The following is a 13,992-nucleotide window of genomic DNA, read 5'->3' as shown; positions in this document are numbered from 1 at the left end:
GGTCTCCCGTGACCAAAGATATCGCAATCGACGTCCATGGGCTGACGAAGAAATTCGGCGATCGGACGGTCGTGCACGATCTCAGCCTGCAGGTGCCGAAGGGCGAGATCTACGGCTTCCTGGGGCCCAACGGCAGCGGCAAGACCACGACCTTGCGTCTTCTCTGCGGCCTCCTCACACCGGATGCGGGTGAGGGGACCTGCCTCGGATACAACATCCTCACGCAGCAAGACGAGATCCGGCGGCATGTGGGCTACATGACGCAGCGCTTTAGTCTCTACACAGATCTTTCAATTCGCGAGAACCTGGAGTTCGTGGCGCGGGTCTATGGCGTTCCCCATCCCCGACAGGCCGCGAAGGAAGCGATCGCGCGCCTTGGCCTGACAGGGCGCGCGGAGCAGCTTGCCGGTGAGCTCTCGGGCGGGTGGAAGCAGCGCCTTGCGCTCGGTGCCTGCATTCTTCCCAATCCGCAACTCCTGCTGTTGGATGAGCCGACGGCCGGCGTCGACCCGAAGGCGCGGCGCGAGTTCTGGGACGAGATCCATGCGCTGGCGGCGGAAGGCATCACGGTGCTGGTGTCGACCCATTACATGGACGAGGCGGAGCGCTGTCACGAGCTTGCCTATATCGCGTTTGGAGACTTGCTGGCGCGAGGGACCGCGCACGACCTCATCACGCAATCGGGCCTCAGCACCTGGATCGTGACGGGTCCTGGCTTGCACGACCTTGCGGTCCAGCTCGAGCATCGCGAGGGGATCGACATGGTAGCGCCTTTCGGCAACGAGCTGCACGTATCGGGCCGCGATCGCAAGAAACTCGATGCCGCCATCGTGGAGGCCAAAAGGCAAGACGGCGCGCATCGTTGGCGGCAGGGCGAGCCGAGCCTCGAGGACGTGTTCATCCTGCTGATGGACCAGTCGCAGGACAATTTCCAATGAGCGCGGTCACACAAGAATCAGCGCCCCCGGTGAGCCGGGATCCCGGCTTCCTCAAGCGGGTTTGGGCCATGGTGGTGAAGGAATTCGTCCAGATGCGCCGGGACCGCATGACGTTCGCCACCATGCTGTTCATCCCGATCCTGCAGCTGACACTGTTCGGCTATGCCATCAACACCGACCCCAAGCACTTGCCGACGGCGGTGCTGACGCGCGACGACGGTCCGCTAACCCGCGCCGTGCTCGCGGCCATGAAGAACAGCGACTATTTCGAATTCAAACGGCAGGTGCGGGACTCGGCCGAGCTCGATGCGTTGCTGCGGGCGGGCACGGTCCAATTCGCGGTGGAGATTCCCGCGAGCTTCGAACGCGACGTGCGGCGCGGCGACCGGCCGTCGCTGCTGGTCATCGCCGATGCCACCGACCCCGTCGCCACCGGCACGGCCATCGCCGCCGTGCAGGGGCTGATTGACACGGCGCTCCGGCGCGAGCTGCGCGGGCCCGATGCTGCGGTCGAAGCGCGGGCCCCGCCGTTCACACTGACGCTGCAGCGCCGCTACAACCCGGAAGGCCTGACGCAATACAACATCGTGCCGGGGCTGCTCGGGGTCGTGCTCACCATGACCATGATGATGTTCACGGCGCTTGCGGTGACGCGCGAGATCGAGCGCGGGACCATGGAAAGTCTGCTGGCGATGCCGATCCGGCCGGTCGAGATCATGATCGGAAAGATCGCGCCTTTCGTTCTCGTCGGCTTCGTACAGATGACGATCATCATCGGCGCGGCATCGTACCTGTTCGACGTGCCGATCCGCGGCAGTATCGGGCTACTCGTCCTGCTCAGCACGCTGTTCGCCGCCGCCAATCTCGCCGTGGGCTACACCTTCTCGACCATCGCGCAGAACCAGCTTCAGGCGGTGCAGATGACGTTCTTCTTCTTTCTGCCGAACATCCTGCTGTCGGGCTTCATGTTTCCGTTCCGCGGCATGCCGCAATGGGCGCAAGTGATCGGGGAGATCCTGCCGCTGACCCATTTCATGCGTATCGCGCGCGGCATCATGCTGAAGGGAAACGGCCTCGCCGATATGAAGCTCGACGTGCTGGCGTTGGTGATCTTTCTCGTCGCGGCGATGGGGATCGCGCTGTTGCGCTTCCGCCGCACGCTGGATTAGGCGGGCGTTCGTAGCGCAAGCCGCTACATGTGAATGGGGCGCTTGTCGACGGCGAGCGCGGCTTCCTTCACCGACTCGTTCAGCGTCGGGTGCGCATGGCACGTGCGCGCCAAGTCTTCAGCCGAGCCGCCGAACTCCATCAGCACGGCGGCTTCGGCGATCATCGTGCCGGCGTCGGGACCGATGATATGCACGCCGAGCACGCGGTCGGTGACGGCATCGGCAAGCACTTTGACGAAGCCCTCGGTGGTGCGGTTCACCTTGGCGCGGCCGTTGGCGGTGAAGGGGAACTTGCCGGCCTTGTAGGCGATACCGTCCTCTTTGAGCTGTTCTTCGGTCTTGCCGACGGATGCCACTTCCGGCGCGGTGTACACCACGGACGGGATCACGTCGTAGTTCACGTGTCCAGACTGGCCGGCCAGGATCTCAGCGACAGCCACGCCTTCTTCCTCGGCTTTGTGCGCCAGCATGGGTCCGGCGATGACATCGCCGATAGCGTAGATGCCCGGCACGTTGGTCTGGAAATGGTGGTCGACGACGATGCGCCCGCGCGCATGAGTCTCGACGCCGACATTGGCGAGGCCTAGGCTTCCGGTGTTGGGGACGCGCCCGATCGAAACCAGCACCACGTCGCATTCGAGCGTCTCGGCCTTGCCGCCCTCCGCCGGCTCGATGGTGAGCTTCACCGACTTGCCCGACGTGTCGACCCCGGTCACCTTCGCGCCGAGCTTGAAGGTGAGACCCTGCTTCTTGAGAATCTTCTGCAGCTGCTTGGCGACCTCTCCGTCGAGGCCCGGCGTGATGGTGTGCAGCATTTCGACCACGGTTACTTCCGACTCGAGGCGCGACCAGACCGACCCGAGCTCAAGCCCGATATAGCCCCCGCCGATGACGATCAGGCGTTTCGGCACTTTCGGCAGCGACAGCGCGCCGGTCGACGACACGATGCGTTTCTCGTCCACGTCGATGCCCGGCACGTGCGCGACCTCCGAGCCCGTGGCGATGACGATGGCCTTGGTTTCGAGCGTCTGCTTGCCGCCCTTCTCGGGCGTCACCTCGACCTGATGCGGGGCGAGGATCGTTCCGAGCCCGACATAGGCGTCGATCTTGTTCTTCTTCAAGAGATACTCGATGCCGTCCACATTGCCCTTCACGCCTTCGTCCTTGAAGGCGAGCATGGCGGCAAGGTCCAGCTCCGGCTTCACCTTGATACCCATCTCGGCGAAATGCTCGGTCGCTTCCGCATAGGCTTCGGACGCATGCAGCAGCGCCTTGGACGGGATACAGCCCACGTTGAGGCAGGTGCCCCCATGGGTGCCGCGCTTTTCGACCACCGCCACTTTCATGCCGAGCTGTGCGGCGCGGATGGCGCACACATAGCCGCCAGGGCCGGTGCCGATGACGATCAGGTCGTAAGAGGTACTCATTCGGTCACCTGCTGGTTTGTGAGGTCCTTGCAGACCCCCTCAAAAATATTTCGGAGAACTATCCATTTTTCTTCGTTCGTGACGCTAGGCAAGGTGAGTGCGGGCTCTCCATGTAACGTTCGCGTCGAAGGCGAAAGATCAGCCTCATCAAGCCTCTGCAGCAAGGCCAATCTTGAAGCTTCGGATGCAAACACATGCGACTTTGCGAGCTGAAAGAGGGAAACTGCCACTCTTCCATCTGCCCCAATGTATGCCACCCGCAAGCGAGTCGGCCCGCACTCGAGAGCCAAGCTCTTTTGAGCGACGGCAGTCGATGCTCCGAGGTCGTTCATCATGTCGATGAACTTTCGCACGGCCGACTCTGTGTTGGCCGTCGCTGAGAGAACATCGGACATCCAGTCGTCGACGGAGCGCGCTGGAACCACAATGCTTCTTCTAGCTGTGGCCTTTTGAGTGAGTCCAATTAGTCGAGGCGCTAGGATACGCTCGGCTCCATTGAAAAAATGTCTGAGCTCAACCGCGAGGACCGTAGCGGACTGCATCTGTTCATTCAGAAATTCGATTATCGTCGCAAGCTCGCTCGGAATTCTGTCAGCAACGAAAATAAGCCGAATGCGGCCGCTGTTCAGGTTAGACTGAACGCTCCGCCAAAACGCTTCTAAATCCGGCTCGCTGGAATTGAGCAGTTGCGATAGACGTTCGTCCTGGGTTGTCCCAGCCTCATCACAACTTTTCTCAAACAGCCTCTGCAATTCGTCGACTTTCCACCAGTTCACTGCGTTGGCTGCGTAGTCGAGCATCTGCGCTACCACCTCACGCCTTGCGCGCGTGTCAGAGGCACGTTTTACCTCAACGAGAGTGGGGACTGCGTCTTGATCGAGGAACAGGTGGTCTAAAGCCCAACGTCCCGAACCCTCCAGCGAATCAGCGACGGGCGCTTCGCGCGTAACGAGCATCCATCGTCGAGGTGAGCCTTCGCCAAGGTCGGCGTCCGTCAGCAAATCTGGGAACTGTGCGAGGAGCCTTTGGAATTCGTCTTCTGTTACGAAATCGGACGACTCGATCTTCTTGAGAACGTTGTCGCTATCAAAAAGGAAAAGACTTTCGGCCATTGTCTCAGAGATCGAGGATCAGGCGGGCGGGGTTCTCAAGCGAATCCTTCACGTTCACTAGGAACGTCACAGCTTCTTTGCCGTCAACAACGCGATGGTCGTAGGACAGCGCCAGATACATCATCGGGCGCGCCACGATTTGACCGTCCCGGACCACGGGACGTTCCTCGATGCGGTGCATGCCGAGAATGCCGGATTGCGGTGCGTTGAGGATCGGTGTCGACAGCATCGACCCGTAAATGCCGCCGTTGGAGATGGTGAAGGTGCCGCCCTGCATCTCGGCGAGGCCGAGCTTGCCTTCGCGGGCGCGCACGCCGAAATCGGCGATGGCGCTCTCGATCTCGGCGAGGCTCATGCGGTCCGCGTCGCGGATCACCGGAACCACCAGGCCGCGTTCCGTGCCGACCGCGACACCGACATGGTAGTAGTTCTTGTAGACGAGGTCGTCCCCGTCGATCTCCGCATTCACGGCGGGAATATCTTTCAGCGCTTGCACGCAAGCTTTCACGAAGAAGCCCATGAAGCCGAGCTTCACGCCGTGACGCTTCTGGAAGTCGTCCTTGTACTCTTTGCGCAGCTCCATGATCTGGCTCATGTCCACGTCGTTGAACGTGGTGAGCATCGCGGCGGTGTCCTGGGCATCCTTCAGGCGCTTGGCGATGGTCTGGCGCAGCCGCGTCATGCGTACGCGTTCCTCGCGCGCGGCATCGTCTGCGGTCACGGGCGCGCGCGGCGGTGCCGGCGGCTTCGGCGCACGCGGTGTCTCGCGCAAGGTCTCGGCCGCGGCCGTGGCAGCGATAACATCGCCTTTGAGGATCTGACCCCGGCGGCCCGTCCCTGTCACCTCGTCAGCCGAAAGTCCCTTCTCGACGAGAAGCTTCTGGGCGGCCGGCGAAGGCGGCATTGGAGGTCGGGGCGATCTCCGTGCGGGTATACGGCTCACGCTTGAGGGCAGGGGCTTCGGCGCCGGTGCTGGCGCCGGCTGCGGTGCGGGGGCAGGTTCCGCAGGCTTGGGAATAGATTCTGCAGCTTTGGTCTCGGCCTTTGGGGCGGCTGCCACGGTGGCACCGTCTCCGGCGGCGATCGACCCGAGCAGCGCGCCCACTTCGACCGTATCGCCTTCCTTGACGATGATTTCGGAGAGAACGCCGCCCGCAGGAGCCGGCACCTCGACCGTCACCTTGTCGGTTTCGAGCTCGACCAGCGGCTCGTCAGCGGCGACAGCTTCGCCCGCTTGCTTGAACCACTGGCCCACCGTCGCCTCGACGACGGATTCGCCCAATGTCGGTACCCGGATTTCTGTCGTCATGGCAGCCTATCGTCCGTCCTTCCAGCCAGTTCCTTGCTCAACCGTAGTCCGGGAGGCGGCACCTTCCCAGATCAGCCCAAAGCTTCGTTGAGCAGGGCTTTCAACTCTCTCGTATGCTTCGACATCAGGCCCGTGGCGGTCGCCGCGGAGCTTGGGCGGCCAGCATAACGAGGCCGCTTAGATTTGGCATCGATATGCTCCAGAACCCAAGTCAAATTTGGTTCTACGAAAGTCCAAGCCCCCATGTTCTTGGGCTCTTCCTGACACCATACGATTTCCGCTTCCTTGAAGCGTCCGAGCTCTTGGATCAGCGCGCGCGCCGGGAACGGGTAGAGCTGTTCCATGCGCAGGAGATAGATGTCGTTGATGCCGCGCGCCTCCCGCTCGGCCTCCAGATCGTAATAGACCTTGCCGGAGCAGAGCACGACGCGCTGAATCTCCTCGTCGGGGACGAGTTTGATGGGCGAGTCCTCGAGGCGTTGGGCGTCGTCCCACAGGAGCCGGTGAAAGCTGGACTTGGGCCCGAAATCCTCGATGTCTGATTTGACCTTCTTGTGCCGCAGCAGTGATTTCGGCGTCATGAGCACAAGCGGCTTGCGGAACTGCCGGTGCAACTGACGCCGCAGCACATGAAAGTAGTTGGCAGGCGTGGTGCAGTTGACGACCTGCCAATTGTCTTCGGCGCAAAGCTGGAGATAGCGCTCGAGCCGGGCGGAGGAATGTTCCGGTCCCTGGCCTTCATAGCCATGGGGCAGCAGAAGCACGAGCCCCGACATGCGCAGCCATTTGCGCTCGCCCGACGAGATGAACTGATCGATCACCACTTGCGCGCCATTGGCGAAGTCGCCGAACTGGGCTTCCCACAGGACGAGCGCGTTGGGCTCGGCGAGGCTGTAGCCGTATTCGAAGCCGAGGACGGCCTCTTCGGAGAGCATCGTATTGATGACTTCGAAATCGCCCTGCTCTTTGCCGAGATGCTTCAGCGGCGTGTACTTGTTCTCGTTGACCTGATCCATCAGCACCGAATGGCGATGCGAGAAGGTGCCGCGCTCGGAATCTTGGCCCGAAAGGCGGATCTTAAAGCCTTCGACTAGCAGCGTGCCGAAGGCGAGCGACTCCGCGGTCGCCCAATCGATGCCCTTGCCGTCGTCGATCGACTGGCGCCGCGCCGCCATGATGCGGGCGATCGTCTTGTGCGGCGTCAGGGTCGCGGGAATCTTCGTCAGCTTGTGCCCGACTTCGCGCAGGACATCGAGGTCGACGCCGGTCAGTCCGCGCCTTGCCCCTTCGTCCGGCAAAGCCAATGCCCGACCACGCCCGTCCAGCCAGTCGGCGCGGTTCGGTCTATAGGTCTCGCCGGCCTTGAACTCCTCTTCGAGGTAGTCGCGGAACTGAGCCTGCAGCCCATCGACCTCGTCCTTCATGAGGACGCCTTCCTTGACCAGCCGGTCCGCGTAGATCTCGACCACCCGGGGGTGCTCGGCGATGCGCTGATACATCAGCGGCTGCGTGAAGGCGGGCTCGTCCGCCTCGTTGTGGCCGTGGCGGCGATAACAGAACATGTCGATGACGACGGGCTTGCCGAAACGCTGCCGGAACTCGGTGGCGATTTTCGTGACATGGACGACGGCTTCCGGATCGTCGCCGTTCACGTGGAAGATCGGCGCGTCGATCATCTTGGCGACGTCAGAGGGGTAGGGCGATGAGCGCGAGAAGCGCGGCGCCGTGGTGAACCCGATCTGGTTGTTCACGATGAAATGGATCCCCCCGCCGGTGCGGTGGCCTCGAAGGCCTGACAGCCCGAGGCACTCGGCCACGACGCCCTGGCCGGCGAAGGCCGCATCGCCGTGGAGCAGCAGCGGCATGATCGTCTTGCGCTTGGTGTCGCCCGCCTGGTCTTGCTTGGCGCGCACCTTACCGAGGACCACGGGATCGACGATCTCGAGGTGCGACGGGTTCGCGGTGAGGGACAGATGCACCCGGTTGTCGTCGAACTCGCGGTCCGACGAGGCGCCGAGATGGTACTTCACGTCGCCCGAGCCCTCGACGTCGTCGGGGTGAGCAGAGCCGCCGCGGAACTCGTTGAAGATGGCGCGCCAGGGCTTGGCCATCACATTGGCGAGCACGTTCAGCCGCCCGCGATGGGGCATGCCGATGACGATCTCGCGGACACCGAGCTGGCCGCCGCGCTTGATGATCTGTTCGAGCGCCGGAACCATGGACTCGCCGCCGTCGAGGCCGAAGCGCTTGGTGCCCGTGTATTTCACGTTGAGGAAGCGCTCGGAGCCTTCGGACTCGATCAGCTTGTTTAGGATGGCCCGCTTGCCCTGCTCGGTGAATTGGATCTCCGAGCCTTCGATTCGCTTCTGCAGCCAGGCCCGCTGATCGGGGTCGGAGATGTGCATGTATTCGAAGCCGATCGTGCCGCCATAGGTCTTTTCCAGAACCGCAAGCACTTGGGCGAGATCGGCGAACTCGAATCCCAGCGCGCCGCCGATATAGATGGGCCGCGAATAGTCCGCCGATGTGAAGCCATAGGTCTCGGGGTTGAGTTCGGGATGGGCGCCGCGTTCGATCAGACGTAACGGATCCAGCTTGGCGATCAGATGGCCACGCGTGCGGTAGGCGCGGATCAGCATGCGTGCGCCCAGTGTATCGCGGGCAGCGTCGAGTGCTTCGGCCTGGGTCAGCGCGCCGTCGGGCGCGATGGCCCTGGCGGTCGGCTGCGCGCCGCTCTTCCACGACGGCGCACGGTTCCAGGCACCCCACGAGGGGCCTTGCGCATCGGCGATGACGTTCTTGGCGTCGTCGCCGAGATTGGCGAAGAAGTGGCGCCAGTCCTCGGACACCGATGACGGGTCGGCCTCGTACAGCGCGTAAAGTTCGGCGAGATAGGTGGCGTTGGCGCCATCCAGAAAGGAGGTCTGGGCGAAAACGTCGCTAGCTTCGTAACGTGTCATGGCACCAACCTAAGGGTCCTTATCAGGACCTCCGGCGTGCCGGGCAATAAAGGCAAGCGTTTGGCGCCCAGCGCACCTTTAGCTGAATATTCCTGCAAGCGTTGTTCCAAGCGCTGCAGGGGAATGGGACACCACGATACCGGCGTCCTGCATTGCCTCAATTTTGCTCTTTGCGTCGCCCTTGCCGCCCGAAATAACGGCACCGGCATGTCCCATGCGGCGGTCCGGGGGGCGCCGTCGCGCGGCTACGAAGCCTACGATTGGCTTCTTATTGCCGGCCTTAACCAAGAATTCCGCGGCTTCTTCCTCGGCACTGCCGCCGATCTCGCCGATCATGATGATAGCCTCGGTGGCATCGTCTTCAAGGAAGAGCGCGAGCGCGTCGATGAAATTCGTCCCGTTGACCGGGTCGCCGCCGATGCCGATGCAGGTCGTCTGGCCAAAGCCGACGGCAGTGGTCTGCGCCACGGCCTCGTAGGTCAACGTGCCGGACCGGGAGACAATGCCGACGCGTCCAGGCTTGTGGATGTGTCCCGGCATGATGCCGATCTTGCATTCGCCCGGTGTGATGATGCCGGGGCAGTTGGGGCCGATCAGCCGCGTGCCCGAGCCAATGAGCGCGCGCTTGACCTTGACCATGTCGAGGACGGGAACGCCCTCGGTGATGCACACGGCAAGCTCAATGCCCGCATCGATCGCCTCGAGGATCGCGTCGGCGGCAAAGGGCGGCGGAACGTAGATGGCCGACGCGGTCGCGCCGGTCGCGGCGACGGCGTCGCGCACCGTGTCGAAGACCGGCAGATCGAGATGCGTCGTGCCGCCTTTGCCGGGGGTGACGCCACCGACCATCTTGGTCCCGTAGGCGATCGCTTGTTCGGTGTGGAATGTGCCTTGGGAGCCTGTGAAACCCTGGCAAATGACGCGCGTGTTCTTATTGACGAGGACTGACATGATGCAAAGCTAGGCCGGTTTGTGGAAGGATTTGTGACACGAGATTCAAGGCGCGGACGCTAGGCGACTCCAATGGCAGCCACCGCTTTCTTGGCGGCGTCGTCCAGGTCGTCGGCGGGGATGATGTCCAGCCCCGATTGCGACAGGAGCTCCTTGCCGCGCTCTACGTTGGTCCCTTCGAGGCGGACGACCAGCGGCACGCCGATATTTGTCTCCTTGGCCGCGGCAATGATGCCCTCGGCAATCGTATCGCAGCGCATGATGCCGCCGAAAATGTTCACCAGCACTCCCTTAACATTGGGGTCCGAGAGGATCAGCTTGAAAGCCGCGGTGACCTTCTCCGTGGTTGCACCACCTCCAACGTCTAGGAAGTTCGCAGGCTCGGCGCCATAGTACTTAATGATGTCCATGGTCGCCATGGCGAGCCCGGCACCGTTGACCATGCAGCCGATATTGCCATCGAGCTTGACGTAAGAGAGGTCGTGCTTGGAGGCTTCGACCTCGGCCGGGTCCTCCTCATGGAAGTCGCGCAGCGCCTCGATGTCCGGATGGCGGAACAGCGCGTTGTCCTCAAACCCCATCTTCGCATCGAGGCATTCGAGCTGGCCGTCCTTGGTGACGACCAGCGGGTTGATCTCGATGAGGCTGGCGTCCTTCTCGACGAAGAGCGTGTAGAGCTGCTTGATAAGCTTGCCGCACTGCTTGGCGAGATCGCCTTTGAGCTCCAGAGCATCGGCGATCACGCGCCCATGAAAGGCGCTGAGGCCCGATGCGGGGTCCACATCGACGGTGGTGATCTTCTCGGGCGTCTCCGCCGCCACTTCCTCGATGTTCACGCCGCCCTCGGTCGAGGCGACGAAGGCGATCCGTCCCGTGGCGCGATCGACCAAGAGCGACAGGTAGAGCTCGCGGTCGATGGCGGTGCCTTCGGTGACGAAGACGCTGCGTACGACCCGTCCCTTGGGGCCGGTCTGCGGCGTAATCAAAGCCTTGCCGAGCATCCGGTCGGCTTCAGCATGCATCTCTTGGATGGTCTTGACGATCTTGACGCCGCCGCCCTTCCCGCGTCCGCCGGCGTGGATCTGCGCCTTCACGACGAGAACGTCGCCGTTGAGCGCCTTGGCCTTTTCGACCGCTTCGTCGGCGGTGGTGGCGACCACGCCGTTGCCGACGGGGGCACCGAAGGCCTTGAGCAGATCCTTCGCCTGGTATTCGTGAATGTTCATAAAAGACTCTCCGGACGCGGAACGTGTGTGGACTTAAGAGGCTGCGAGATTGGGGGCGATGCGCTGGCAGATCTCCACCAGGTTCTTGACCGCCTGAACCGAATGCAACAGCGCGTCCTTTTCGGCGGAGGTGAGGTCGAGCTCGATGACGCGCTCGACGCCCTTGGCGCTGATGATCACGGGAACACCGGCGTAGATGCCCTTCACGCCGTATTCGCCGTTGAGATAGGCGGCGGCGGGGAGCACACGCTTCTTGTCGTGGAGGTAGGACTCGGCCATGTCGAGCGCCGCTGCGGCGGGGGCGTAATAGGCCGACCCGGTTTTCAGAAGGCCGACGATCTCGGCCCCACCGTCGCGGGTGCGCTGCACGATTTCATCGAGCCGCTTCTGGGTGATCCAGCGCATCTTGATGAGGTCCGCCAGAGGAATGCCCGCCACGGAGGAGTAGCGGATCAGCGGCACCATGGTGTCGCCATGGCCGCCGAGAACCATCGTGTGAATGTCCTGGGGGCTCACATCGAATTCTTCCGACAGGAAGTAGCGGAAGCGCGCGCTATCCAGCACGCCGGCCATGCCCACCACCTTGTTACGGGGGAGGCCGCTCGTCTTCTGGAGGGCCCAGACCATCGCGTCGAGCGGGTTGGTCACGCAGATGACGAAGGCTTCGGGCGCATATTTTCGCAGGCCCGCACCGACCTGCTCCATCACTTTCAGATTGATCTCGATGAGATCGTCGCGGCTCATGCCGGGCTTGCGCGGGACGCCGGCGGTGACGATCACCACGTCGGCGTCTTTGATCTCGGCGTATTCGTTGGCGCCCTTGAACTTGGGCGCGTAAGCTTCCACCGGTGCGGACTGGGACAGATCGAGGGCCTTGCCTTGCGGAACGCCGTCCACGACGTCGAACAACACCACTTCGCCCAGTTGCCGGATGCCGGCAAGGTGAGCAAGCGTGCCGCCGATCTGGCCAGCACCGATCAAAGCAATTTTATTACGCGCCATGACTATCCCTCCCGACTTGCGCGGTCCTGGAGGCCGCGCCGTCATTTTTTCCAACCGCTACGACATCTTTTGATGGTTAGATGTAATCGTCCTTGCGCGCAAGTTTGCGATGACAATCGCCTGCATCTTTGGTTCGCAGTCAGCCACATTAGGGGTTAGTCTCGGTCGGGAGATGCACATCCCGGAGAAACGATGACCGGCGACCACCCTGCAAAGAGCGGTTCCGGGCCGGATTCCGGCTCGGGGCCCGGACCCGACGAGGAGCGTCGCGCGCCCACGGACGAGGAACTCGATGCGACCCCGCCATTGCCGCTGGTGGTGTGGGCTGCGCGCTGCGCCAGTTACTTCCTGGCTCTCGGCGGGATCATGCTCGTGTCCTATGCCGTGTACGGGTTCGACACCGATCCCAACAGCTTTCCGCCCGGCTTCAGGCTGAACCCGCTTCAAGCGTTGGTCAATTTGGTGTGGGGGGCTGCCGGCTCCCTGATCGGTTTCTTCCGCCCGCGCCATGCCACGGCCTTCGTCCTCGCCTTTGCCGCCTTCTACACCGTTGTCGCCGGCTTCGGCACGTTCGAGGGGTCGGCGCTCGGGATGCAGTTGGGGACGTCCGCCAAGATCTTCTATTGGGTCGTCGTGGCGTTCGCCTGGGCGGCCGGGCTCAACGCGCTGCTCAGGCGGAGCGATACGGGCTAGCCGGGCGCTCACGATGGGCCGCAGGCTGACGACCCGTCACCAACCCTATTCGTCTTCGGGATACTTGCTTGCCGCGGGCGCGCCGGCTGTCTCGGCCGGTGCCGGAACGGTCGTCGCGAGTGGCGCCGCTTTGGGCTTGATCCGAACCACGTAGAGCGTTGCGGGCTCCGTCTTGCTCGGGTTCCAGCCGCGATGGACCACGTTCGGCGCCAGCACGTTGGTCTTGCCCTTGGCGACCTCGTAAGGGGGCTTGCCCTCCTCCTCGAGCATGATCGATCCGTGAAGCGCGTATTCGATCTCGACCGCGTCCTTATGAATGTGCCAGGGCACCGCGCTTTGGGGCGGGAAGGTATAGATCTGAATATCGACTTCTTTGTCGGGGTCGGTGGCTAGAGGCTCCGTCGCAATGTGCTCGGCTTGGACTTTCGGCGGTGCGCCCGGCTCGCGTGCTTGAACGGCGGGTGCGCCGAACCCAAGCACGAGGAGGACAAACGCGACGGCAACGGCGCGGGTGGCTTTCGTCAGGGTCATTGGGGCAGAATAGCCCGGGAGCCGTCAGGGCCTAAGGATTTCTGTGGGCTACGGGCGTTTGCCCCCGCCGCAAAGCGCCCGCAATCTAGCGCTACGGCGTGTTCAAGGCTTATGGGAAGACATGAACTTGGGCGCATTTCGCGAAACTCTAGGCGCAGCACGGGAAGCATTTTCGGCACGACGTGGTTGGCGCGCCGCGCTGGTGGCGGGGCTGACGGTGTTTGCCTCCGGGTGCGGTGGCGGCTTCTCCGGTCCTGAACAGGCCATCCAGGATCTTACGCGGGTCGACTACGGCAAGCCCTATATCGGCATGAGCAAGCAGCAGGTCCTCCAATGCGCCGGTCAGCCGCGCTCGCAGATCCCGGCCAGCGGCGGCGCCGAAACACTTATCTATCACTACAAGGGTGCGGGGCCGGTTCCGGGCGGCACGCCCAAGGACGCCACCTGCACCGCGAGCCTGACCTTCCAAGGCGGCAACCTGATCCGCGTGAACTATTCGCACAAGGAAGGCCGCAGCCCCTATGCCTGGCAGGCGGAGAAAGACCCCGAGAAGCAAGCGCAGATGAAGCGCGAGGGGACGCCGACCTGCACCTTCTCGCTGCCGCGCTGCCCGAAATAGGCCTGACGAAAAAAGCCCGGCCCGACAAAAATCGGTGAAACCGGGCTTTCCGCAA

The 13,992-nt window shown here is 62.9% G+C and carries 12 protein-coding genes; 4 read left to right on the top strand and 8 right to left on the bottom strand.

Features of this window, described 5'->3' with window-relative positions; genetic code table 11:
• The first annotated feature begins 8 nt into the window (after positions 1-8).
• On the top strand, positions 9-938 hold the full coding sequence (locus AUC70_RS15415) for an ABC transporter ATP-binding protein (RefSeq protein WP_069445670.1): 930 nt from the start codon (positions 9-11) through the stop codon (positions 936-938).
• Complete coding sequence (locus AUC70_RS15410; RefSeq protein WP_069445669.1) at positions 935-2,107, top strand: ABC transporter permease; 1,173 nt, start codon at positions 935-937, stop codon at positions 2,105-2,107. The genes AUC70_RS15415 and AUC70_RS15410 overlap by 4 nt, the downstream gene beginning before the upstream one ends.
• 23 nt (positions 2,108-2,130) lie before the next feature.
• Here the strand turns inward: AUC70_RS15410 and lpdA are convergent, their stop codons facing one another.
• The 7 genes from lpdA to mdh form a co-directional block, all read right to left on the bottom strand.
• Entirely contained in the window at positions 2,131-3,534 is a 1,404-nt protein-coding gene (lpdA, locus tag AUC70_RS15405; protein WP_069445668.1) for a dihydrolipoyl dehydrogenase, read from the bottom strand.
• Positions 3,531-4,646 (bottom strand): hypothetical protein, encoded by a 1,116-nt coding sequence (locus tag AUC70_RS15400; RefSeq protein ID WP_069445667.1) that lies wholly within the window; start codon positions 4,644-4,646, stop codon positions 3,531-3,533. Before AUC70_RS15400 ends, lpdA begins: the two co-directional genes overlap by 4 nt.
• A 4-nt stretch (positions 4,647-4,650) precedes the next feature.
• Positions 4,651-5,955: a 2-oxoglutarate dehydrogenase complex dihydrolipoyllysine-residue succinyltransferase gene (odhB, locus tag AUC70_RS15395; RefSeq protein WP_069445666.1), complete on the bottom strand. Its 1,305-nt coding sequence runs from the start codon at positions 5,953-5,955 to the stop codon at positions 4,651-4,653.
• Positions 5,956-6,026: 71 nt separating this feature from the next.
• Entirely contained in the window at positions 6,027-8,915 is a 2,889-nt protein-coding gene (locus AUC70_RS15390) for a 2-oxoglutarate dehydrogenase E1 component (protein WP_069445665.1), read from the bottom strand.
• Positions 8,916-8,993: 78 nt separating this feature from the next.
• Positions 8,994-9,866: a succinate--CoA ligase subunit alpha gene (gene sucD, locus AUC70_RS15385; protein WP_069445664.1), complete on the bottom strand. Its 873-nt coding sequence runs from the start codon at positions 9,864-9,866 to the stop codon at positions 8,994-8,996.
• Between the two features lie 59 nt (positions 9,867-9,925).
• A complete protein-coding gene (gene sucC, locus AUC70_RS15380; RefSeq protein ID WP_069445663.1) occupies positions 9,926-11,092 on the bottom strand; it encodes an ADP-forming succinate--CoA ligase subunit beta in 1,167 nt (388 codons plus the stop codon).
• Positions 11,093-11,125: 33 nt separating this feature from the next.
• Positions 11,126-12,094, bottom strand: a complete 969-nt coding sequence (gene mdh / locus AUC70_RS15375; protein WP_069445662.1) for a malate dehydrogenase — start codon at positions 12,092-12,094, stop codon at positions 11,126-11,128.
• Positions 12,095-12,286: 192 nt separating this feature from the next.
• Here mdh and AUC70_RS15370 point away from each other — a divergent pair, with 192 nt between their 5' ends.
• Positions 12,287-12,787 (top strand): hypothetical protein, encoded by a 501-nt coding sequence (locus AUC70_RS15370; RefSeq protein WP_069445661.1) that lies wholly within the window; start codon positions 12,287-12,289, stop codon positions 12,785-12,787.
• 45 nt (positions 12,788-12,832) lie between these two features.
• Here the strand turns inward: AUC70_RS15370 and AUC70_RS15365 are convergent, their stop codons facing one another.
• Positions 12,833-13,318, bottom strand: coding sequence for a cupin domain-containing protein (locus tag AUC70_RS15365; RefSeq protein WP_069445660.1), 486 nt, complete (start codon positions 13,316-13,318; stop codon positions 12,833-12,835).
• A gap of 121 nt (positions 13,319-13,439) precedes the next feature.
• Here AUC70_RS15365 and AUC70_RS15360 point away from each other — a divergent pair, with 121 nt between their 5' ends.
• The gene (locus tag AUC70_RS15360; protein WP_206599413.1) at positions 13,440-13,937 is read left to right on the top strand and encodes a hypothetical protein; all 498 of its coding nucleotides are present in this window, start codon (positions 13,440-13,442) and stop codon (positions 13,935-13,937) included.
• The last annotated feature ends 55 nt before the right edge of the window (positions 13,938-13,992 follow it).

Origin of the sequence: Methyloceanibacter stevinii (genome assembly GCF_001723355.1) — a bacterium.
GTDB classification, from domain to species: Bacteria; Pseudomonadota; Alphaproteobacteria; order Rhizobiales; family Methyloligellaceae; genus Methyloceanibacter; species Methyloceanibacter stevinii.
This window is presented reverse-complemented; position numbering and strand designations above follow the sequence as displayed.